At 61.6% G+C, this 20,164-nt stretch carries 24 protein-coding genes; 8 read left to right on the top strand and 16 right to left on the bottom strand.

Translation table 11 applies throughout. The annotated features are described in order from the left end of the window. The 6 genes from Q0X62_RS05050 to Q0X62_RS05025 all read right to left on the bottom strand — a co-directional run. Positions 1-477: hypothetical protein (locus Q0X62_RS05050; protein WP_297732375.1), on the bottom strand; the 477-nt coding region annotated here is incomplete at its 3' end. Positions 478-481: 4 nt separating this feature from the next. Then, a complete protein-coding gene (locus tag Q0X62_RS05045; RefSeq protein ID WP_297732373.1) occupies positions 482-1,213 on the bottom strand; it encodes a hypothetical protein in 732 nt (243 codons plus the stop codon). A 4-nt stretch (positions 1,214-1,217) separates the two neighbouring features. Further along, complete coding sequence (locus Q0X62_RS05040) at positions 1,218-1,610, bottom strand: DUF6468 domain-containing protein (protein ID WP_297732371.1); 393 nt, start codon at positions 1,608-1,610, stop codon at positions 1,218-1,220. After that, a complete protein-coding gene (fliM, locus tag Q0X62_RS05035) occupies positions 1,607-2,737 on the bottom strand; it encodes a flagellar motor switch protein FliM (RefSeq protein WP_297732369.1) in 1,131 nt (376 codons plus the stop codon). The genes Q0X62_RS05040 and fliM overlap by 4 nt, the downstream gene beginning before the upstream one ends. 29 nt (positions 2,738-2,766) lie before the next feature. Further along, positions 2,767-3,330: a flagellar basal body-associated FliL family protein gene (locus Q0X62_RS05030; RefSeq protein WP_297732368.1), complete on the bottom strand. Its 564-nt coding sequence runs from the start codon at positions 3,328-3,330 to the stop codon at positions 2,767-2,769. A 14-nt stretch (positions 3,331-3,344) separates the two neighbouring features. Next, positions 3,345-3,500, bottom strand: a complete 156-nt coding sequence (locus tag Q0X62_RS05025) for a hypothetical protein (RefSeq protein WP_297732366.1) — start codon at positions 3,498-3,500, stop codon at positions 3,345-3,347. Positions 3,501-3,592: 92 nt separating this feature from the next. Between Q0X62_RS05025 and Q0X62_RS05020 the strand changes: the two genes are divergently transcribed. From Q0X62_RS05020 to flgH, 4 genes are read left to right on the top strand one after another with little or no spacing between them, the layout of a single operon-like run. Beyond that, positions 3,593-4,342 (top strand): flagellar hook-basal body complex protein, encoded by a 750-nt coding sequence (locus tag Q0X62_RS05020; protein ID WP_297732364.1) that lies wholly within the window; start codon positions 3,593-3,595, stop codon positions 4,340-4,342. A 16-nt stretch (positions 4,343-4,358) separates the two neighbouring features. Continuing rightward, a complete protein-coding gene (gene flgG / locus Q0X62_RS05015) occupies positions 4,359-5,144 on the top strand; it encodes a flagellar basal-body rod protein FlgG (protein WP_297732362.1) in 786 nt (261 codons plus the stop codon). Between the two features lie 12 nt (positions 5,145-5,156). Further along, positions 5,157-6,101, top strand: coding sequence for a flagellar basal body P-ring formation chaperone FlgA (flgA, locus tag Q0X62_RS05010; RefSeq protein WP_297732360.1), 945 nt, complete (start codon positions 5,157-5,159; stop codon positions 6,099-6,101). 16 nt (positions 6,102-6,117) lie between these two features. Further along, positions 6,118-6,873 carry a flagellar basal body L-ring protein FlgH gene (flgH, locus tag Q0X62_RS05005; protein WP_297732358.1) on the top strand — a complete coding sequence of 252 codons (756 nt, stop codon included), beginning with the start codon at positions 6,118-6,120 and terminating at the stop codon, positions 6,871-6,873. 146 nt (positions 6,874-7,019) lie between these two features. On the opposite strand, the gene dksA is transcribed toward flgH, so the two are convergent. Both dksA and Q0X62_RS04995 read right to left on the bottom strand, forming a co-directional pair. Further along, positions 7,020-7,448, bottom strand: a complete 429-nt coding sequence (gene dksA / locus Q0X62_RS05000; RefSeq protein ID WP_297732356.1) for an RNA polymerase-binding protein DksA — start codon at positions 7,446-7,448, stop codon at positions 7,020-7,022. A 161-nt stretch (positions 7,449-7,609) separates the two neighbouring features. Continuing rightward, positions 7,610-8,020 carry a flagellar assembly protein FliX gene (locus Q0X62_RS04995; protein WP_297732354.1) on the bottom strand — a complete coding sequence of 137 codons (411 nt, stop codon included), beginning with the start codon at positions 8,018-8,020 and terminating at the stop codon, positions 7,610-7,612. A 249-nt stretch (positions 8,021-8,269) separates the two neighbouring features. On the opposite strand from Q0X62_RS04995, the gene Q0X62_RS04990 reads away from it, so the two are divergent. Genes Q0X62_RS04990 through Q0X62_RS04980 form a run of 3 tightly spaced genes read left to right on the top strand, consistent with a single transcriptional unit; the run spans position 8,270 to position 10,166 of the window. Continuing rightward, positions 8,270-9,385, top strand: coding sequence for a flagellar basal body P-ring protein FlgI (locus Q0X62_RS04990; protein ID WP_297732352.1), 1,116 nt, complete (start codon positions 8,270-8,272; stop codon positions 9,383-9,385). A 1-nt stretch (position 9,386) separates the two neighbouring features. Beyond that, a complete protein-coding gene (locus Q0X62_RS04985; protein WP_297732351.1) occupies positions 9,387-9,713 on the top strand; it encodes a rod-binding protein in 327 nt (108 codons plus the stop codon). A gap of 3 nt (positions 9,714-9,716) precedes the next feature. Next, positions 9,717-10,166 (top strand): flagellar basal-body protein FlbY, encoded by a 450-nt coding sequence (locus Q0X62_RS04980; protein ID WP_297732349.1) that lies wholly within the window; start codon positions 9,717-9,719, stop codon positions 10,164-10,166. Between the two features lie 75 nt (positions 10,167-10,241). Here the strand turns inward: Q0X62_RS04980 and Q0X62_RS04975 are convergent, their stop codons facing one another. Beyond that, entirely contained in the window at positions 10,242-12,995 is a 2,754-nt protein-coding gene (locus Q0X62_RS04975) for a hypothetical protein (RefSeq protein ID WP_297732347.1), read from the bottom strand. Positions 12,996-13,275: 280 nt separating this feature from the next. On the opposite strand from Q0X62_RS04975, the gene pseB reads away from it, so the two are divergent. Beyond that, positions 13,276-14,307: a UDP-N-acetylglucosamine 4,6-dehydratase (inverting) gene (pseB, locus tag Q0X62_RS04970; protein WP_366946108.1), complete on the top strand. Its 1,032-nt coding sequence runs from the start codon at positions 13,276-13,278 to the stop codon at positions 14,305-14,307. On the opposite strand, the gene pseC is transcribed toward pseB, so the two are convergent. The 7 genes from pseC to flbT form a co-directional block, all read right to left on the bottom strand. After that, positions 14,304-15,470: a UDP-4-amino-4,6-dideoxy-N-acetyl-beta-L-altrosamine transaminase gene (gene pseC, locus Q0X62_RS04965; RefSeq protein ID WP_297732343.1), complete on the bottom strand. Its 1,167-nt coding sequence runs from the start codon at positions 15,468-15,470 to the stop codon at positions 14,304-14,306. The genes pseB and pseC overlap by 4 nt on opposite strands. A gap of 139 nt (positions 15,471-15,609) precedes the next feature. Continuing rightward, the gene (locus Q0X62_RS04960) at positions 15,610-16,443 is read right to left on the bottom strand and encodes a flagellin (protein ID WP_297732341.1); all 834 of its coding nucleotides are present in this window, start codon (positions 16,441-16,443) and stop codon (positions 15,610-15,612) included. A 223-nt stretch (positions 16,444-16,666) separates the two neighbouring features. Further along, positions 16,667-16,996, bottom strand: a complete 330-nt coding sequence (locus Q0X62_RS04955; protein ID WP_297732339.1) for a flagellar protein FlaG — start codon at positions 16,994-16,996, stop codon at positions 16,667-16,669. A 135-nt stretch (positions 16,997-17,131) separates the two neighbouring features. Then, positions 17,132-17,956 carry a flagellin gene (locus Q0X62_RS04950; RefSeq protein ID WP_297732337.1) on the bottom strand — a complete coding sequence of 275 codons (825 nt, stop codon included), beginning with the start codon at positions 17,954-17,956 and terminating at the stop codon, positions 17,132-17,134. A 352-nt stretch (positions 17,957-18,308) separates the two neighbouring features. Continuing rightward, a complete protein-coding gene (locus Q0X62_RS04945) occupies positions 18,309-19,136 on the bottom strand; it encodes a flagellin (RefSeq protein ID WP_297732335.1) in 828 nt (275 codons plus the stop codon). A 200-nt stretch (positions 19,137-19,336) separates the two neighbouring features. Then, positions 19,337-19,717 carry a flagellar biosynthesis regulator FlaF gene (gene flaF / locus Q0X62_RS04940; protein WP_297732333.1) on the bottom strand — a complete coding sequence of 127 codons (381 nt, stop codon included), beginning with the start codon at positions 19,715-19,717 and terminating at the stop codon, positions 19,337-19,339. Next, complete coding sequence (gene flbT, locus Q0X62_RS04935; protein ID WP_297732331.1) at positions 19,717-20,103, bottom strand: flagellar biosynthesis repressor FlbT; 387 nt, start codon at positions 20,101-20,103, stop codon at positions 19,717-19,719. Before flbT ends, flaF begins: the two co-directional genes overlap by 1 nt. Positions 20,104-20,164: the final 61 nt, after the last annotated feature.

Genomic DNA, 20,164 nt, shown 5'->3' with positions numbered 1-20,164 from the left:
CTCGGCGGGTGGCGGTGGCGGCGGCGGCAGAGCCGCCTGCTCGGCCGCCAGGCGTGCGGCCTCGATCTCGCGGGCTTCGCGCGGCGACACGATATCGGCGGGGCGATCACCGCCGACGGGCACAAAATCGATCGCGACCTGATCATAGCTCGACGAGGTATAGGCATCGACCGTCTGGTTGAGCGCGATCCGCAGGGTCGATCCATCAGGGTCGAGGCGGGCACGGGCTGCCAGGCCTTCAAGCGCGCCGACCAATCCGGAGACATCCGCGTCCATCGCTTCGCTCAGGCGAGCAATCAGGACGGTATGTTCGACATCGATATCGGCAGTGGGGAGATTGTCGGCGACGCTGTCATCATAATCGATCAACAGTCGCAACGAATTATCGCCACGCTCGACACTGAGCGTGGCGGGCGCCTGGGCCAGCGCGGTCGACGTCAGGAGCAGCGGAATGAGGCTCCCGGCCAATCGACCCATATGTCTAGCCGCCTTCGGCAATCCGCGCCTCCAGCTCGGCCACCGTCTCCGGCAGATTCGAGCGGCTGGCCATGCGCTCGGTCAGAGCCGCGGCGGCGCCCGGGTCCATGGATGCGAGGATGGTGCCGAAAACCCGCTGGGACATGCGCGAAGCGATTTGCAGCTGCGTGTCCATATCCAGTGCACTCAGACGGGTCGCGGCCGCACCGGCGCTGTCGTTGGCCATGGCGGAATACCAGCTCACGATGACCGCCATGTCCTCATCCTCGCGCTCGGAGAGTTCGCCGGACAGGGATTCGATCTGGGTGCGCAGCTCGTCGAGCTCGGCAATCTTGGTATCGACGCGCTGTTCCATCGCCAGCATGAGCGCCTCGCGGGTTTCCAGCTCACGCTCGCGTGCATCGAGCTCGCTTGAGCGTTCGCGCAGGCGGTAGATGACGCGTTCTTCCTCGGCCGTGCGCACACCGCTGGCGATGCGCTCGGCAAACGCCGCAGAGACTTCCGACGCGGACGGCTCGGTTTCGAGTTCAACCGGCTCATTGTGTTCGGCCGGCATGATCGGCGCGTCGGCCTCGGCGTCATCACCAGTCTCGTCCTGGCTGGCTTCTGCAGCCATGGCACTGCCTTGGGCCTCCCACCACGCGGCGGCGCCATTGGCGATCGACAGGGTTTTCAGGCCCAGCAGCCCGCCCATCAGGACGGCGAGAACCGTCAGAAAGCGAAGGGGTTCGCGCATGGCGCTACCTCACATCCTTGAGATCATTGATGATGCGCGAACCGGCACCATCGGGAAAAATATCAGCAGCGCGACGGCGCGCGGCGCGGGGCTGAGCCAGGCGATCAGCCTTGCGGTCGGCATTGCCGGTCACCAGACGCAGCTCGTCAGCCAGGGTCCGGGCTTCGCCCACGCGTTGCTCCAGAACTTCGGCCGACTGCGCAGTTGCGCGCTCGAGTGCACCAAGGCTGGCACGGGCCCGGTCGGTCGCCTCGTTGAGGGCAATGACCGACTCGCGAACACCGTCCTGGCCCTTCTTGAGGGCGTTGAGACGGCGATCGACCCGCCAGCACATGACGACAGCCACCACCAGCAGGGCAGCAACGAGACCTTCGAAAATCAGGGCGGCGAGTGTCATGCGAACCTCATCATCGCTTTCTTGGCACCCGGCGAGAGCGGTCCGCTCAGTCGCAGGGCAACGCTATGTCCAATGCGGCCCATACGGCCGCGTGTCAGGAGGACTTGGCCGCAACGCAGCTCAACATCACTGGTCGGCGACGCGTCGAGATAGAGCGTGTCACCCACTTTCAGATTGGCCACGGTGCCCAGGGAAACGCGCTGTTCGTCGAGCACGGCCTGAACCTCCATCTTGGTCGACCAGAGCTCGGTCGCCAAATGGCCTTCCCAGATATTATCACGTCCGAATTTTTCCCCCATGAACTGCTGGAGCAGCATTTTCCGGATGGGCTCCAGAGTCGCATAGGGCAGCAAGAGCTCGATTCGACCGCCGCGGTCTTCCATGTCGATGCGCAGCTTGACGAGGATAGCCGCATTGGCTGGACGGGCGATCGCCGCGAAACGCGGATTGGTCTCGACGCGCTCGAGGTCGAAATCGACCTCGGTCAGCGGCTGGAAGGCCTGTTTGGCGTCGCCCAGCACAACCTCGATCATGCGCTGCACCAGCATGCGCTCGATCGTGGTGTAGGGCCGCCCCTCGATCCGCATGGCCGAGGTTCCGCGGCGCCCACCAAGCAGGACGTCCACGATCGAGTAGATCAGGTTGGAGTCGACGGTCAGCAGGCCGTAATTGTCCAGCTGCTGGGCCCGGAAAACGGCGAGGATGGCTGGCAGCGGAATGGAATTGAGATAATCGCCGAAGCGGATCGACGAGATATTGTCGAGCGAGACCTCGACATTGTCCGACGTGAAATTGCGCAGCGAAGTCGTCATCAATCGCACGAGGCGGTCGAACACGATCTCCAGCATGGGCAAGCGCTCATAGGAGACCAGCGCGGAATTGATGATGGCGCGAATGCCGGACTTGTCCGCCGCGTCATCATCGGAGAGCGAGAAGCCCAGAAGGCTGTCGATCTCGTCCTGGTTGAGGATGCGCTCGGCGCCGCCACCGACAGTGGGCAGCTCCTGCTCGTCATCATCGGCACCGACCATGGCCTCCCATTCGGACGCCAGGTCGAGGTCGTCTCCGTCCTCGGCCATGGCCTCCCATTCGGCCGCCAGTGCATCTTGGTCCATATCGTCAGACATGTGCGTGCTTTCCGTTCGTCCGGGCTGTCCTAGTCGACCATGAGGATTTGCGTAATCAGGACGGCGTCGACCTGCGCCGGCTCGATGGCCAGATTCACACGGCGCAACAATTCCAGTCGCAGGCGGTTCTGGCCCGCCGAGCCGTAAATATCGTCCTCGCGCAGCTCGCGCAGGAACATCAGGTATTGATCCAGCACCCTGTCGACATGCTGCTCCAGGATCGGGCCGAGATCGTCGCGACGCGACTCGAAGGATACCGACATCTGGATCACGACAGGCCGCCCGGTCGAGGACCGGATATTGGTGACGATGGTCTCTTCCGTCCCGTCACCTTCGCGCAGATCATAATAATATACTTCATCCGTTTCGTGGGTATCGGCGGCGTCGTGACCGTCTCCGGCCTCGCCATGACCCGCGTCCGCATGCTGTTCTTCATCATCGCCACCACCAGCGAACATCATGAAACCGCCTACGCCAGCGAGCAGCAGGATTAGGACGGGCAGGCCGATAAACAGAACCAATTTCAATGGGTTCTTCTTCGGCGCCTCCTCGCCTTCGGTCTCGTCTTCGATGTCGTCACTCTCATCAGCCATCGTCAGGCTCCCATTCAGGGGAATCGCTTGACCCCATTAACGGTCAGCGCGGTTAACGTTTCGTAGTGATCGGCCGCGACCCGGCAACTTCTTCCCAGTGCTGTGACGGTCTTTGCCGGAAAGGCTTGCCGGTCGATTTGACCGCCCATCGTCAACTTCTTGTTTTCCATGAAAATTAACCTTGGCACGCGGCATGCAGCTTGTCGGGCAACTGCCGCGCAATGACGACGGCGGACCCCAGGCTCCAGAAAGGAACCGCCCGATGGACAACGCAATGATGATCGGCCTCTCGCGCCAGATGACCCTTCGCCGGTCTATGGATGTCGTGGCCAACAATATCGCCAACGCCAATACAGCCGGCTTCAAGGTTGAATCCCTGCTGCTGGAAAACCGCGCTGCGCCCACCGCCCAACACACGGACGGACCGTCTGACGTCCAGTTCGTGAATACGTGGGGGATGGCCCGTGATTTCCGCCAGGGCGAACTCGCCTTCACCGGTCGGGAATTCGACCTCTCCATTGAGGGGGAGGGCTTTTTCGCTGTCGAGGCCAATGGCACTGAACAATACACACGGGATGGCCGCTTCCGCCTTGATGGCAACGGCCAGCTGGTCGCCGCCGACGGCGCGCCGGTGCTCGATGCCGATACGCGCGGCCCGATCCTGATCGACGCCGCTCTCGGCAATATCGAAATCGTGGACGGTGGCGCGCTTGTGCAGAACGGTCAGCAGATCGGCCGGGTCGGCGTGTTCGAGATCGAAAATCGCGCCGAGATGTCCAAACAGGGCAATGGTCGCTACACGATCCCGCCGGTCGAGGACCTCGCCGACGAACCGCTGGCCATGCTCGATCCGACAGTGCGCCAAGGCTTCGTCGAACAATCCAACGTGCAGTCGATCCTCGAACTGACCGACATGATGTCTGTCATGCGCAGCTACCAGTCGGTTTCGAAATTTCTTGAACAAGCAGAAGACCTGAGCAAGCGCGCCATCGAGCGCCTTGGCCGGATCTGATCGTAGGAGAACGGATATGCGTGCTCTCACCACCGCCGCCACCGGCATGCAGGCTCAACAGCTCAATGTCGAAGTGATCTCGAACAACCTGGCCAACATGAACACGACCGGGTTCAAGCGCCAGCGCGCCGAATTCCAGGACCTGCTCTACCAGAATGTCCAGCAGATGGGCGCCGCCAGCTCAGACGCCGGTACGATCGTGCCCACCGGTGTCCAGGTCGGCCTGGGGGTCCAGACCGCCTCGATTTATCGCATCACCGAACAGGGCGCCTTGTCGAACACCGGTAATCCGTTTGACCTCGCGGTTTCCGGCGAAGGCTATTTCCGGGTGCAGATGCCCGATGGTTCCGACGGCTTTACCCGCGCCGGGAATTTTGCCGTAAGCGGCGACGGCGAGCTGGTCACCTCCGAGGGCTACACCGTCGCGCCAGGCATCGCCATTCCCAACGGAGCACGCCAGATCGAGATCAATGTCCAGGGTCAGGTCCAGGTTCAGATCGACGGTCAGACCGACATGCAGACCGTGGGTCAGATCGAACTGGCAACCTTCTTCAACCAGGCTGGCCTTGAGGCGATCGGCGACAATCTGTTCCTGGAAACAGCCGCGTCCGGCCCGGCTTCACTCGGCACGCCCGGCTCACCCGGATTCGGTGATGTCCGCCAGGGCTTTGTCGAGACCTCGAATGTCAATTCGGTGTCCGAGATCACCGCCCTGATCCAGGCCCAACGCGCCTATGAAATGAATGCCCGCGTCATCACCGCCTCGGATGAGATGATGGCCGCTTCCTCCAACCTTCGCTAACGGGAGAGATAGATGATCCGCTCAAGCCTCATTGCCCTCGCCTGCCTCACCACGGCACCGTTGGCGACGTCTGCAGCGCTGGCCGGCGAGCCGGTCGTGCTGCGCGAGACGATCCGTGTCAACAGCGCCCATATCACCCTGGGCGATCTGTTCGACATCACCGGTACGCAGGCCGACATCGTCGTCGCCCGCGCCCCGGCACCAGGCAGCCGAACGACCCTGGACGTCAATTATGTCCGCCGCATCGCGCTGGAGAATGATCTCGACTGGGCCAATGCCGGCAGTTTGCGCCGCCTGTCCATCCAGCGCGCCAGCCGCGTCGTCTCGGCCGAGACCCTGACCGACATGCTGGAAGGCGAGCTCTTCGCTTCGGAAGGTCGGGTCCATGACGTGCAATTGTCCAACTCGGCCATGGCCCTCCACGCCCCGCTCAACAGCGCCGGCGGCCCGGAGATCCATGATCTCAGCTTTGACAGCCGCTCCGGCATGCTGGCTGCTGAAATCGCGCCCTATCATGGCGCCCAGACGGTTCGCGTCACCGGCCGCGCCTATGCGACCATCGATCTGCCGGTTCTGGCCCGTCCCGTCGCGGCCGGCCAGGAAATCACTGGCGACGACATCGCCTGGATCAGCCATCGTGCCGACCGCGTCCGTCCCGATGCCATCCTCGATCCGACCGAGATGATCGGCATGGAGACCCGCCGGTCCCTGCGCCCGAACGAGCCATTGCGCGGCTATGACCTGCAACGCCCGCTCATGGTCGAGCGCGGCGATCTGGTCACCTTGATGTTTGAAGTTCCCGGCATCCAGCTGACCGTGCGCGCACGGGCCATGGAAAATGCCGCCGACGGCGAGGTTGCGCGCTTCGTCAATCTGCAATCGAACCGTACGGTCGAGGCCCTTGTCGATGGTCCGGGCCGCGCCCGCGTCGGCACCTCGCCGGCCGCAAGCTTCTGATCGAGGAGGTCAGATCATGATCCGCAAATTCACCGCCCTTGTCCTCGTCGCTGCCGCACTGCAGGCCTGCGCCACCAGCGACCGTCTGTCCTATGTCGGCCAGGCGCCGCCCATGACACCGATCCAGAACCCGGCCGATCTTGCCGGGACCGGACCGTCGCAATTGCCGATGCCGGTGCCGCGCATGCCGCAGCAGCGCTATGCACAGAATTCGACCGCCAACAACTCGCTCTGGAACGCCAATTCGCCGACCTTCTTCGGCGATCCGCGGGCCGATCAGGTCGGCGATATCGTCACCGTCAACATCGACATCTCCGACAGCGCACAGCTGAACAACACGACCAACCGCTCACGCAGTTCGGCGGAAGACAGCGACCTGACCAATTTCCTGGGCGCCGACCTCACCGGCTTCTTCAACGACAATATCGACCCGTCTTCCCTGACCAGTCTCGGCTCATCGTCCTCGCTGGCCGGAAGCGGATCCGTCAACCGCACTGAAAGCATCTCGCTGACCGTGGCCGCCCTCGTCACCCAGGTTCTGCCGAATGGCAATCTGGTGATCGCCGGGCGCCAGGAAGTCCGCGTGAACAATGAGGTGCGCGAACTCCTCATCACCGGCATTGCGCGTCCGCAGGACATCGGATCGGACAATACGATCGCCCACACGCAAATCGCTGAAGCCCGCATTTCCTACGGCGGCCGCGGACATCTCTCCGATGCCCAGCGCCCGCGCTACGGCCAGGAACTCTATGACATCCTGATGCCGTTCTAGGACACGAAACCCCGCCACCATCGGGATTAACTGGGCCGTTACGCCAAGCGCGTGACGGCCCTCTTTTTATCGGGATATCAGGCAGGCAAGCAGCGGTCGTGCCGGCGAGACAATCGCCAGACTCCAAAGCCTATCTGCTCGCAGTATCAGCTATCGCGGTGAACGCGTTCCTTGCGCTCGTGGCGCTCCTGCGCTTCCAGGCTGAGCGTGGCGACCGGGCGGGCATCAAGCCGGGCCAGGGAGATCGGCTCACCTGTCTCATCGCAATAGCCATACTCGTCTTCTTCGAGACGGCGCAGGGCTTTGTCGATTTTGGAAATCAGTTTGCGCTGCCGATCACGGGCCCGCAGCTCCAGCGAGCGATCGGTCTCGGTCGAGGCACGATCCGCCAGATCGGGCAGCGCGCCCATGTCTTCCTGCAGATTTGTGATCGTCGAACGGCTCTCCCGGAGGATGTCATCCTTCCAGGCCATCAATTTCCGGCGGAAATACTCTTTTTGCCGGTCATTCATGAACGGCTCGTCTTCCGACGGGAAGTAATCCTTGGGCAATTCGATCGGTTCAGCTTCGCTCATCGCTTTCCACTCAACTCAACGCGGCACAGCGCTCTCCCCCAGAAAGCGGGCCGGAGCATATGCGCCGATCCGCCCAAGTCAATGTGGAGACGCTGCTACGCCCTCATTCAGGATGAGCAAATAGCGAAAAAGCTTGAATGATTTGTGTCGAACAGGCGGTTTCAGCTGAACTTGGCCAGCTCAACAGCAGCCCGGGTCTCGACCTCGTCCAGAGCGGCTTCGAGTCGCGCATCATTTGTGGCGTCGCGCCGCGTCTGCAAGAGATCCATCAGGGCGATCAGTTTGGCCCGGGGCAGACCGCCTTCAAGAAGCGCGATCTTGAGCTCGTCGAGCATGTCCAGCATGTCGAAGGCGCGATCCGTGGCCTGCTTGCGGGCATGCGTGAAATCTTCCACGCCCTGGAGCGCGAGGATGGCATCGACCGACTGAACCGACGAGACTGAACTGGCCGTCATCGAACCCGCCGTCTTGGCCGGCGTGTCCAGCGAGAATCCCTCACCCGACGTCCGCGCGGTGGTCTTGCGCTTGCCGGCTGAAACGGAGCTGGTTGAGCTGGGTCCGGAGACTTTCATGGCGGGAATCATTTCCTCGTGATGACACTTAAGGGATGCGACCGTGGCGCTTAACAGAGCCTTAACTTGAACCTCCCGATCGGCAATTTCTGCCGGTCCGGGATTGCAGGCGGCGGGATTTTCCGCCCCTTCGAGAGCCACCCTACCCACTAACGCTTTGTTTTACAGCGTTTTATTTTATTAACCAATTCTGCCAAACTGGCACGGCACTGGCAAGGTCGGACGCGAACCCGTTCCGGAGACCGCAAAATGCGCCTGATCATCACCCTGCTCGCCGCCCTCGCCTTCGCCACACCCGCCATGGCGTCGTCGCGCATCAAGGACATGGTTGATGTTGAGGATGTGCGTGACAACCACTTGGTCGGCTACGGCCTTGTGGTCGGTCTCGATGGATCCGGCGACAGCCTGCGCAACTCCGCCTTCACGAACCAGTCGCTCAACGCGATGCTTGAACATTTCAACGTCAATACGCGGGATGCCAACCTCAATACGCGCAATGTCGCGGCGGTGATGGTCACGGCCTCCCTGCCGGCCTTTTCCTCGCAGGGCAGCCGTATTGACGTGACAGTCTCGGCCATCGGCGACGCCTCGAGCCTGCAGGGCGGTGTCCTGATCGCCACCCCGCTTTTCGACAGCAATAGCCGCGCCTGGGCGGTCGCCCAGGGCTCGCTGGCTGTCGGTGGTTTCGAAGCCGCCGGCGACGGTGCCAGCATCACCCGCGGCGTCCCGACCTCAGGCCGGATCGCCAATGGCGCGGTCGTCGAGAACCCCTATGAAGGCACCGGTGTTGACCCTTGGGCGGCCTTGGCAAACCGCGACACTCTTCGCCTGTCCCTGCGCAATCCGGACATCACCACGGCGCGCCGCATGGCCGACGCCATCAATGCCTATGTCGGCCCGGGCGCCGCGCGCGCCTCCGACCCGAGCACGGTTACCCTGCAGCGCACGGCCCAGTTCGACGGCGACATGATCGACCTGCTGGCCGAAGTCGAGCAGCTGCGCGTCGAGGCCGACATACCGGCGCGCGTCATCATTGACGAGAATACCGGCACGATCGTCATGGGCGAGAATGTCCGCGTCTCCACAGTCGCCATTGCCCAGGGCAATCTGACCATCACCGTCACCGAGAGCCCGATCGCCAGCCAGCCCGCTCCCTTCTCGCAAGGCGAGACTGTGGTCCTGCCGCGCACGGACGTCTCGGTCAGCGAAGACAACATGCAGCTCGGCGTGCTGGACGGCAGCGTCTCGCTCAGCCAGCTGGTCGACGGCCTCAACGCAATGGGCGTGAGCCCGCGCGACATGATCACCATCCTGCAGGCGATCAAGGCCGCCGGCGCCCTGCAGGCCGAGATCGAGGTCCTGTAAGATGGATAATCTGCTCGAACTTCAACTCGCCAATGCCGCCGGTGCCGGCCGCGCCCAGGGTGCACCGAATGTTGGTGGTGCCCGCAATGAGGAAGAAGCGCGTGCCACGGCCGAGGAGTTTGAAAGCTTCTTCCTGTCGCAGATGATCGAACAGATGTTCGCCCAAACCGGTGAGGACAATCCGTTCGGTGGCGGCCCGGGCGAGCGGGCCTTCACCGGTCTGCTGCACGAAGAATATGCGAATGTCATGGCGCAGGCCGGTGGCCTTGGCCTCGCCGACCGCCTGACTTCTGAAATCCTGCGCTACCAGGAAACCGGGGAGATCTAGACAATGACCGAACTTGCCGCCAGCAATCCGGCCGAACGCGCCGAGGGCCTGCTCAAGCTGACCCGCCGCCTGACCGACCTGATCAATGAGGAAACCCGCCTGTTTCAGGACCGCCGCCCCCAGGACGCGCTCGGCCTGCAGGACGAGAAGTCCCAGCTGGCCAATATCTATCGCGCCGAAGTCGCGCGTGCCCGCAAGGAGCCAACCCGCTTCGCCGGTGCCCCGGCACCCGTTAAAACGGCCCTGCGCGACGCCACCCAAACCTTCCATGAATCCCTGGCCGAGAATGGCCGGATTGTTGGCGCGCTGAAAACCGTCACAGAGGGCGTGGTCAAGGCAATCGCCGACGAAGCCTCGCGTCAACGCTCGACCGCTGGCGGCTACGGGCCCGGCGCGGCCCAGCAGGCCGGCCACGGCGGCAATTTTGCGATCGCTGTCAACCGCACCGCCTGATGCGACCGACACTTCCGGACAGACAAAGGGCGCGGAGCCAGCTCCGCGCCCTTTTCGTCTCGGCATGGACAGATATCAAAGGAAGAGGCTGGCCTGGCCGCTGGGACCGGAATTCAGGCGTGCCAGCCCGGCTTGATAGTTGGCCAGCTGGGAATTGTAGTACGCTGGCACCGTGCCACCGCGCTTGCCTGCCTGCGGACCCTTGAGCAGCTCCTTGAGAGCTGGATCCAGGGTCAGGTCGCGATAGGCCCGCTGAATTTTCGACAAGGCATCCTGCAACGCCTCCATCGCGGTTTCGGCCGAGTCCATTTCCTTCAGGGACAGGGACTGCGGCAGATCGAGCGCGAACAGGGGCGGTCCGTCCGTGGTCTTGTCATCATCATCGAGCAAAGAGCCCTTGTTGACGATCGCGCCCGGCGCGATGCCCAGGGATTTGAGAAGATCGCGCCCCTCGCCGCCGGCAAAAAGCTCGATCGTCGAGCCTTCAGCCGCCTTGATACGCAACATGTCGCCTTCGCTCGAGCGGCGCACATCCGCGCTTCCGTTCAACACGAGCTTGGCGTTGATCTTGAAAGTCAGCGACCGCATCGTGTCATCAGCGTCGATTGAAATCTTCTTGCGACGTCCGCCGTCCACCGAAAGGTAGAAATAGTCACCATCGCGCGCCGAGCTGCGATCAGTCACCACACGACTGTCGGAATAGGCCAGCGTTCCTGTGGGCAGGCCCAACGCGTCGAGCACGCTGTCATCCGTCGTCGACAAGGCAATACCCTTGGCATCGGCCAGGCCGGCCCGGCCGGAGATCTGGGTCGACCAGTCCAGCGCGCCTGTTGTGGCGTCGAGCTGAGCGGCAAAGGCATCGCGTTCACCGTTCAGGGCGTCCCCATTGATCCCTCCCAGCGTCTTTCCGGCGATGTAGAGCTTGCCGTTATTGACCTGGATGCCAGCACCACTGTCATCCTTGTCGGATCCGACAAAGGTCAGAAAGTCCGTTGTCGGCGTCGCGCCATCGGTCAGCTTCATCACGAAGGCATCGCGAACGCCCCCCGCATGCGCGCTGACCGGCGCGGTCGGCGCGAAGGCATCGCCTGCGGCGCCGGTGACATAGATGCCGCTGGCATCGATGGCGAGACCGCCAATCCGGCCATCATCGAGATTGCCGAAATCCTGCTCCCAGATTGCCGCGGACGTATCATCCGATACATCGAACTTGCGCAGGACGGCGCGGCCATCCTCTTCGCTGGCAACGACCAGATTGCCATCTTCGGCAATGGCAATCGCCGCAACATTCTCATCCCCGGTCGAACCGACACGGCGGGTCCAGAGCGTCGAGCCACTGGCATCAATCGCCCGGACATAGCCGTCCGTATTGCCGCCCTCATGCGCGTCATCGCCGAAAGCGCCGGCGGATTTGCCGGCGACATAGACCGTGCCGTCATCGCCGATGGCGACCGTGCCGGCCTGATCATCCTTGGTACTGCCGAAGCGCTGGGTCCATTGCTCGACCCCGCTGGCAGAATATTTCACGACGACATTGTCCGAGCCGCCGATCCGGGTGCTGTCGCCCAGACCACCCTCGACCTTGCCGGCCACGACGACATTGCCGTCGGAATCGGTGGCGATCGACAGGCCCTCGGCCGTATCGGCGGCGCCGAGCACTCGGCTCCAGACGCGATTGCCGGTGGAATCATATTTCGCCAAGACCAGGTCCTGCTCGCCCTTGAGCACCTGGCCATCGGTCGAGGCGGTGGTGTGACCGACGACAAAGATGCCGCCATCATTGGAGGCCGTCGTTGCGTGGATCTCGAGCGGATTGTCTTCCTGCTTGATCCGGGTCTCGCCCTCTTCGCCGCCGACAACCGCGACTTCAGTCTGGTTGGGGTCGGCGCTGAAGCGCGTTGTGTAACCGGTCTGCGGATTGCCGCTGGCCAGATCGGTCAGCTTGACCACCTGCCCGCCGGCACTGTCATTGATGCCGGACACCCCGGCGAAATAGAGCGCCGGTTCGGCGGCGCTCGCCGAAAAGGACACGGTCTCGGTCGACACGCCCTTGATCAGGAAGCCGTAATTATCGCCGGGCACAATGCCGATATCATTCTTCTCACCAATCTTGGTGCGCTCGAAGCGCGTGATCACGCCGGCCGCTTCCAGCTGCGTGTTGATGTGATCGGAGATATTGTCGAGATTGCGCGTCGTCGCGCCCATATCGGCCAGATTGATATCGATCGTCTGGGTGACGCCGCTTTTCTTGACCGAAATCGAGAATTGGACATCACCGGTTAGGCTGGCGACCTCGGCGTCGAAATCACCCTTGTGGATCGTGTCGGTCTTGTATTGTGAAGTGCCGCGGGCAATCGCGACCTCACTTTCGATCTTGGTCAGCTCCTCACCCTTCAAGAGGGTCAGGCCTTCCAGATCGAGATCATCGAAGAAGCTGTCGAATTGCGCCAGGCCGGACTGGAAGCTCTTGTCGAGAAAGCCGCGGCGAGTGTCGGCAGTGGTCTTGTCCATTGCCTCTTCAGCCAGAGAGGCCAGGCGCTTGAGCCCCTGGTGAAGCGAGAAGAGCTGTTTGTGATCGCTCGGCGCATCGAGACCGGAGAATTCACGATCGGGGTCATTGAAGAAGATGCCGTTGGCGAGAACCTTCCGGCTCATCTCCTCCAGCGTCATCAGGTTCGGAGACCCGATCTCCCAGGGCGCCGGCGCCTTGGGTTCCTGCGAACGCGCGGACGGCCCCGACGACAAAGCCGTCGAGGAGGCGAGCGAGGCGTTGATACGTGAATTGTACCACCCCGTCAGAAGCCCAACATTGAGTCCGATCACGCTCACGGCGAGAATCCTTTTTTCCTGATTGCCGAGAGTGCGCTCGAAACACGAATAAAGTGTTGCGAAACAAGGTAAATGCGATCGGGACAAATGGATGGATCGCCAATCATGACAGGCCAATCCGGCCGCCCTGCTCAGAGCGTCGAAAATCTGCTAGCCTGAGTGCGCTTTGACAGGCCTAACTCACCGTTAACCTTGGCGGCGCAGCGTCGGTCACTGGATACGAATCGCGAGGCCCAGCATGTCGAACAAGACAGCGCCCGAAACGCCTTTCGAGGAAATGATGAACCAACGCTCCTTCCTCGATCCGCGCATGCCGCTCGACGGCAAAACCATTCTCGTCACCGGCGGGACGGGGTCGTTCGGCCGCAAGCTGACCGAGACCATCTGCGCCGAATACAAGCCGAAGAAACTGATCATCTTCTCGCGCGACGAGCTGAAACAGTATGAAATGGCTCAGGATTTTTCGCCCAGCGATTATCCCTTCCTGCGCTATTTCATCGGCGATGTGCGCGATGAATCGCGTCTCGACCAGGCCATGCGCGATGTCGATATCGTCATTCATGCGGCCGCGCTAAAGCATGTCCCGATCGCCGAATACAACCCGTTCGAATGCATCAAGACCAATGTCATGGGTGCCGAGAATGTGGTGCGCGCTGCCATCAAGCGCGGGGTCAAACATGTTTGCGCGCTGTCGACCGACAAGGCCGCCAACCCGATCAACCTCTATGGCGCCTCGAAACTGGCCGCGGATAAAATATTCACGGCGGCCCAGCACATGGGCGGTGAAGGGGGGCCGGTTTTCTCGGTCGTGCGCTATGGCAATGTCGTCGGCTCGCGCGGCTCGGTCATTCCCTATTTCCGCCGTCTCATCGACAGCGGCGCCAAGGAGCTGCCGATCACCGATCCGCGCATGACGCGTTTCTGGATTACGCTCGAACAGGGCGTCAATTTCGTCCTCTCCAGCCTGTCCATGGCCCGCGGTGGCGAAATCTTCGTGCCGAAGATCCCGTCCATGAGCACAGCCGACCTGGCCCGCACCATGGCCCCGCATCTGCCGCACAAGGTGATTGGTATCCGGCCCGGCGAAAAGCTGCACGAGATCATGATCCCGGAAGACGATGCCCGCACGACGATCGAGCTGGATGACCGGTTTGCCATCCTGCCGGCACACGGCGCCAAGGTCACCGCACGCTACATGGCGTCCGGCGGCCATTTGGTTCCCGACGGCTTTGCCTATGCCTCCAACACCAATCCGGAACAGCTCACCGATGCCGCCCTGCGCGAGCTGATCGGGATGGCAGCGGCGGCTTAGCCGCCCAGCACTTCCAACAGCACCGACACCACGCGCGCCGGATCCTCATCGGCCATACCGACAAAGAGTGGCAGCGAGAGCGTGCGCGCGTAGTAGCGGCGCGCGCCGGGCATATCCACCTCGCCATAGCGGGCCTTGTAGACGGGCTGGTCGCAGACCGGGATGTAGTGGACCTGGCTGCCCACACCCTGTGCGGCCAGTTCGCTCATCACCTTGGCCCGGCTCTTTCCGAGCCCGTCAAAATCGATTCTCACCGGATAGAGATGGAGGCAGGGATCGCAGTCCGGTGTGCGTGCCAAGCCTTCAATACCCTTGTTATTGCCGTTCAGCGCTACGTCATAGGCGGCAGCGAGCGCATGACGACGCGCGGCAAAAGCGTCGAGCCGCTTCAATTGCGACAGCGCCAGCGCCGCCTGGATGTCGCTGAGCCGGTAATTCCAGCCCAGCATCTGCATTTCATGCCACCACGGTTCGCCCGCCTGTCGCATGTGTTGAGACGGATCGCGTTCGATACCGTGACTGCGCAGCATCCGCATGCGCCGCGCGAGCTCGCTGTCCCGTGTCGTGACCATGCCGCCCTCACCCGCCGCGATTGTCTTGACCGGATGAAAGGAGAAAGTGGCCGCACGCGAATGCGTGCAATTGCCGACCGGCTCACCCCGCCAGTGCGAGCCGACGGCATGGCAAGCATCTTCGATGATAACTGCGCCAGCCGCTTCGGCCTGCATCGCCATCCGGTCCAGCGCCTCGCACTGGCCGGCGAGATGGACCGGCAGCACGGCGCGGGCCTTGCCGCCGGACCGGCCGAGCGCGTCGGCCAGCGTGTCCGGCGTCATCAAGCCGGTCTCCGGATCAACATCGGCAAACACCACTTCAGCGCCGCAATAGAGGGCAGCATTCGCGGTCGCCATGAAGGTCACCGCCGGCACGATGCAGACATCGCCCGGCCCGACACCTTCGGCGGCCAGGGCCAGATGAAGCGCCGTCGTACCATTTGAACAGGCGACGGCGTGTTCGGCGCCAACCGCGTCACAAAATGCCGCTTCCAGCGCGTCGATCGTCGGGCCGGTGGTAAGCCAGTCACCGCGCAGCACCTCGACGACGGCGGCAATATCGCTCTCGTCAATCGACTGGCGCCCATAGGGCAGGAAGCGTTGGGCCATGTGTGACACTCCACGGGGCGGCGCCAGTCAGCCGGACGCTCGCCGCAAATCATGCCGGAAATGATGGATTGAGTCGCGCAAACGGAAACGGCCCCGGAAATCCGGGGCCGCGCCGTGGTGGTGGAGGTGGGTGAGCGGGTTAGCCGCCGAAGAGATTGAGGATGATCTGAGGTTGGCCGTTGGCGATCGAAAGTGCCTGGACACCCAGTTGCTGCTTGACCTGCAAGGATTGTAGCCTCGCGCTTTCCACCGCGAGGTCGGCATCCACGAGATCGCCAACCCCCTTGTTCAGAGAGTCCATCAGCTTGCCGACGAAATTGGAATGCGCTTCCAGCTTCTTCGTGTCCGAGCCGAGATTGGCCAAGGCCTGGTTGACGTTCTCAAGCGAGCTCTTGATCGCCGCAACGGCGTTGGTCGCCAGGGTCACAGTGCCAAGGCTGGCCGTGGCGGCGATGGTGATGATCGCTCCACCAATACTCATATCCTGGGATTTCAGCGTAACCGAACGGGCGGCGTCTGCGTCAGCCAGGAATTCGATTCCACTGGTGATCGAGCCGTCGAGAATGTTCGCGCCATCAAATTCCGCATTTTGCAGAATACCGCTGATCTGGTCGAGCAGCGCCTTGAAGTCCGCATCATAGGCCTGGCGTGAGAACGTATCGAGCGACGGGTCCATCGCGGCCGTGGCCTTCTCGCGCATCTGGACCAGGAGATCCGAGATCGATTCGCCGGCTGCAAGCGCCACATCGCCGATCGTCGAGGCCCGGTCGAGGCCGCTCTGCACGGCTTCCAGCGCGCGGACATCCGCCCGCATACCCTGCGCCACTGCATAGATGGCGGCATTGTCCTTCGCCCCAGCGATCTTCAGGCCGGTATTGATACGGTTCTGAACACCCAACATGTCATCATTGGTCTTGTTCAGGTTCTGAAGAGCGATCATGGCTCCGGTGTTGGTATGGACGCTCATCGTCATGCGACATTCTCCCGCGTTCTCAATCACCGCCCTTCAGCGGCTGTTCGAAACGGTTAAGCGCAAAAGCCGTGCCGTTTTGGCACGCTCGATAAAAGCGTTTTAAGTCAATTGCTTGATATCAGTGCCCGGGGAATGGCTTGCGCCGTTTGACCACGCATTGCCGGGACACATGTGCCCGGGGGGTCAAAATTTGCCGGGTCAGGAACCCGGTGGGGCCCCGCTCTCAGGCCTTCTGGTCGAGCAGACCGGCCGTACGTGTGCGCAGGTATTCCATGAGGTCGGCATGCTTCTCCGGCGGCCAGCGCCGGACCGTCTCGCCCGTATCCTGATCAACCATCAGATAGATATAGTCGCCGGACGTATCGTCCTGGAGGATCTTCAGGCGGGAATTGCCAAGTGACTCTGCTGCCAGGCGCTCGATATCCGCGGCGCTCTCGTTCGGACGATTGCCGGTCTGCGCGCTGCGATCGCTGCCCTGAACAGGCTCGACCCGCCGCACGGATTCGCGTGGGCGGTCGGATGAGATGTCTCTGTTCTCGTTGATGGGTGCCACGGGAACAGATGCAGGATTGAACCCCGTTTCTGCCATTTTCCTACTCGCTGACGCGGAGGCATCAGCGCCTCACTCAATCTTCGCGTCAACCGCGGAGGCGGGTAGCGGAGCGAGGCTCCGCTACCCAATCCGTGATTAACGGAAGTATCCCAGGATCGTGCTGGGTGCCGAGTTGGCGATCGACAGGGCCTGAACGCCAAGCTGCTGCTTGACCTGCAGGGACTGAAGACGCGCACTCTCTTTGGCCAGATCCGCATCGACCAGGTTGCCGATACCCTTTTCCAGGGCATCAGACAGCTTGCCAACGAAACCCTTATGGATATCGAGCGACTTGGACGCGGTGCCGAGCTTGGCCAGCGATGCGTTCAAATTGTCGAGGGAGGTTTCGATCGTGGTGACGAGCGTGGACGCGTCGCCAGCCGAAGCGAAGGACGCCGCAGCAGCAACCGTCACGGTACCACCGGCCAGAGAGAAGTTCTGGTCGGAAATGGTGATCGTGTTGGAACCGTCTGCATTGGCCAGCGCCGAGATCGACGTCACGGAACCATTGATCAGGTTCGTGCCGTTGAATTCAGCATTGTCCACGATGGTCGTGATCTGGTCGCGCAGAGCCTTGAAGTCTTCATTCAGGGCAGTGCGGGACGCCGTATCGAGCGACGAGTCGGAAGCGGCCAGGGCCTTTTCCTTCATCTCGACCAGGATGTCGGAGATGGCCTCACCAGCAGCAAGAGCGACGTCGGTCGTTGAGGCCGCCAGATCGAGCGAGTTGCCGACAGCGGCATAGCCGTTGACGTCAGAACGCATCTTCTGGGCAATCGCGTACACACCGCCATTGTCTTTGGCAGAAGCGACAGCCAGGCCGGTATTGATGCGGCTCTGGACCTGCTCGATGTCACGATTGGTCTGATTGAGGTTCTGCAGCGCAACCATGGCGCCGGAATTCGTGTTGATAGTAGCCATTTCTTGGCCCTTTCCATTCTGGTGATGTACGGACGTTCTGCCCGCTGGGTCTTCTGACCCTGTCGTGGAAAGAGCAAAGCTGGTGCCAGTTCACGCTTGACCCTGAAGGTTAACTCCGAGTCGCGTGATTCGCCGGGATGTTTTTGCCGAGTCAAACTTTCCCCGGTAACCTTTTGGTGGGCATTTATTGCCGGTCATCGGGCATAATTCGCTAGGAAAAAACTGCCGATCGGCAAGATTTTATGATTAATATCAGGTTAATGGGCGAATTTGGGCATGACTGTTCGCCAGCGCTGGCGAACCTGAAAAAAATGACCGGGATCGCCACAAGGGCGATCCCGGCCGGACGAACTTAGCCGAAGAAGGACAGGATGGTCTGCGGCGCCTGGTTGGCGATGGAGAGCGCCTGGACACCCAGCTGCTGCTTGACCTGCAGCGACTGGAGCCGTGCGCTTTCCTTGGCCAGGTCGGCGTCGACCAGATTGCCGATCCCCTTCTCCAGCGCGTCGGACAGCTTCGACACGAAGTTGCTGTGAACTTCGAGCGACTTTGAAGCTGTACCGAGCTTGGCCAGAGAATTGTTCAGGTTGTCGAGAGACGTTTCGATGGTGGTGACAAGTGTGGAAGCGTCACCAGCCGAAGCGAAGGAAGCCGCTGCAGCGACCGTCACGACACCACCGGCCAGAGAAAAGTTCTGGTCGGAGATCGTGATCGTGTTGGAGCCATCTGCATTGGCAAGTGCCGTGACCGAAGTAACCGACCCGTTGATCAGGTTGGTACCGTTGAACTCGGCATTCGAGGTGATCGTGGTGATCTGGTCGCGCAAGGCTTTGAAATCTTCATTCAAGGCCGTGCGGGAGGCTGCATCAAGCGATGCATCAGATGCCGCGAGCGCCTTTTCCTTCATTTCGACGAGAATATCGGAAATCGCCTCACCGGCAGCCAGAGCTACATCGGTGACGGAGGTCGCGAGATCCAGGCTTTGCCCGACCACACCATAGCCATTGACCTGGGAGCGCATGCGCTGGGCAATAGCGTATACACCGCCATTGTCCTTCGCGCTGGCCACTTCCAGACCGGTATTGATGCGGTTCTGAACCTCGTTCATTTCCATGTTCGTCTTGTTCAGATTCTGCAGGGCGATCATCGCCCCAGCGTTGGTGTTGACAGAAAGTGCCATTTTTTTGCTCTCCATTCTGGATGCATAGGAAGCTGAATTTTTCAGCCTTGAGCGTTTTGCTCGCAGGGGGCATCGCAAGCCGCGTGCCGCGAACGCCCCGTATTAAATTCAATGTATTCAAGGAATTATGGCATTAAAAAAGGCACCTTCCTGAGAAGGTGCCTGATCCTGCCTGCCTGTTATTGCCGCGTCGGCAATTGTTACCCGGCGGCCTGCTCCGCGCCGGCACTGGCCTGGGGCATAAGTCCCTGCATGACGGTGCGATTGATATCGACGAGATCGTCGATCGCCTCGGGATTACGCATCGCGTGGCTGCCATGCTTGGAGACGAAGATCGACAGGGAGATGATCGCCGCCCGCAGCGATTCCGGCAGCTTGTTATCCTGGCTCGCACAATCGAGCGCGAGATTGCTCCACACACGCCGGTTCCAGTCAATGGCAGCAGCGCGATCACGCACCGCTTCGATCGGCAGGGTCTTCGCATTCATCAGCGACCGGGTGACCTGGGCAAAGAGCCGGTACTCGGTGGCACGCGGATCTTCCGCCCGCGCGGCGGTCTTTTGGTAAGCTTGAAACGACATCAGCTCAGCCTCTCGGCTTCATAGGTCATGAGTTTGCGGCAACCCAGCAGCGCCTTGTAATGCTCGCCGGCCATCACATCGCGGCTGACATTCACACACAGTCCCAGTATTTGAGAATCCGAAACAACGCCCATGAACTCGTTCATCCGAAGGACGAATTCGTCGTAGAGCTTGTCGTCATTCTTGTCCGACAGATACATCATCATGATCGGAAAATAGATCCGCTTGACCGGCGTATCGACGTCCTCAGCCTGCAGGATATCCTTCTCGCGGAGCACAGAAGCCTTGTTCTGCAGCACAAGATTGGCCCGCCGGTCACCGTTTTCGATAACGGCTCCGTTCAGGACAAACTTCTCGCCGGGTTTAAGCGAGATTTTGAGCGGCATGGGGTCCCTCCGGTCCACAATTCGAACGAGCCATGACGCCCGCGACCTGCAGGGTGGCAAT

The sequence above is a fragment of the uncultured Maricaulis sp. genome, from assembly GCF_947259345.1.
In the GTDB taxonomy this organism is placed as follows: Bacteria; Pseudomonadota; Alphaproteobacteria; order Caulobacterales; family Maricaulaceae; genus Maricaulis.
Note: the sequence above shows the minus strand (reverse complement) of the source record. Positions and strands in the feature narration are given on the sequence as shown.

Coding starts and splice junctions, on each gene's coding strand:
- Q0X62_RS05045 (WP_297732373.1), bottom strand. CDS start 1,213: ATGCGCGAACCCCTTCGCTTTCTGACGGTTCTCGCCGTCCTGATGGGC.
- Q0X62_RS05040 (WP_297732371.1), bottom strand. CDS start 1,610: ATGACACTCGCCGCCCTGATTTTCGAAGGTCTCGTTGCTGCCCTGCTG.
- fliM (WP_297732369.1), bottom strand. CDS start 2,737: ATGTCTGACGATATGGACCAAGATGCACTGGCGGCCGAATGGGAGGCC.
- Q0X62_RS05030 (WP_297732368.1), bottom strand. CDS start 3,330: ATGGCTGATGAGAGTGACGACATCGAAGACGAGACCGAAGGCGAGGAG.
- Q0X62_RS05025 (WP_297732366.1), bottom strand. CDS start 3,500: ATGGAAAACAAGAAGTTGACGATGGGCGGTCAAATCGACCGGCAAGCC.
- Q0X62_RS05020 (WP_297732364.1), top strand. CDS start 3,593: ATGGACAACGCAATGATGATCGGCCTCTCGCGCCAGATGACCCTTCGC.
- flgG (WP_297732362.1), top strand. CDS start 4,359: ATGCGTGCTCTCACCACCGCCGCCACCGGCATGCAGGCTCAACAGCTC.
- flgA (WP_297732360.1), top strand. CDS start 5,157: ATGATCCGCTCAAGCCTCATTGCCCTCGCCTGCCTCACCACGGCACCG.
- flgH (WP_297732358.1), top strand. CDS start 6,118: ATGATCCGCAAATTCACCGCCCTTGTCCTCGTCGCTGCCGCACTGCAG.
- dksA (WP_297732356.1), bottom strand. CDS start 7,448: ATGAGCGAAGCTGAACCGATCGAATTGCCCAAGGATTACTTCCCGTCG.
- Q0X62_RS04995 (WP_297732354.1), bottom strand. CDS start 8,020: ATGAAAGTCTCCGGACCCAGCTCAACCAGCTCCGTTTCAGCCGGCAAG.
- Q0X62_RS04990 (WP_297732352.1), top strand. CDS start 8,270: ATGCGCCTGATCATCACCCTGCTCGCCGCCCTCGCCTTCGCCACACCC.
- Q0X62_RS04985 (WP_297732351.1), top strand. CDS start 9,387: ATGGATAATCTGCTCGAACTTCAACTCGCCAATGCCGCCGGTGCCGGC.
- Q0X62_RS04980 (WP_297732349.1), top strand. CDS start 9,717: ATGACCGAACTTGCCGCCAGCAATCCGGCCGAACGCGCCGAGGGCCTG.
- pseB (WP_366946108.1), top strand. CDS start 13,276: ATGAACCAACGCTCCTTCCTCGATCCGCGCATGCCGCTCGACGGCAAA.
- pseC (WP_297732343.1), bottom strand. CDS start 15,470: ATGGCCCAACGCTTCCTGCCCTATGGGCGCCAGTCGATTGACGAGAGC.
- Q0X62_RS04960 (WP_297732341.1), bottom strand. CDS start 16,443: ATGACGATGAGCGTCCATACCAACACCGGAGCCATGATCGCTCTTCAG.
- Q0X62_RS04950 (WP_297732337.1), bottom strand. CDS start 17,956: ATGGCTACTATCAACACGAATTCCGGCGCCATGGTTGCGCTGCAGAAC.
- Q0X62_RS04945 (WP_297732335.1), bottom strand. CDS start 19,136: ATGGCACTTTCTGTCAACACCAACGCTGGGGCGATGATCGCCCTGCAG.
- flaF (WP_297732333.1), bottom strand. CDS start 19,717: ATGTCGTTTCAAGCTTACCAAAAGACCGCCGCGCGGGCGGAAGATCCG.
- flbT (WP_297732331.1), bottom strand. CDS start 20,103: ATGCCGCTCAAAATCTCGCTTAAACCCGGCGAGAAGTTTGTCCTGAAC.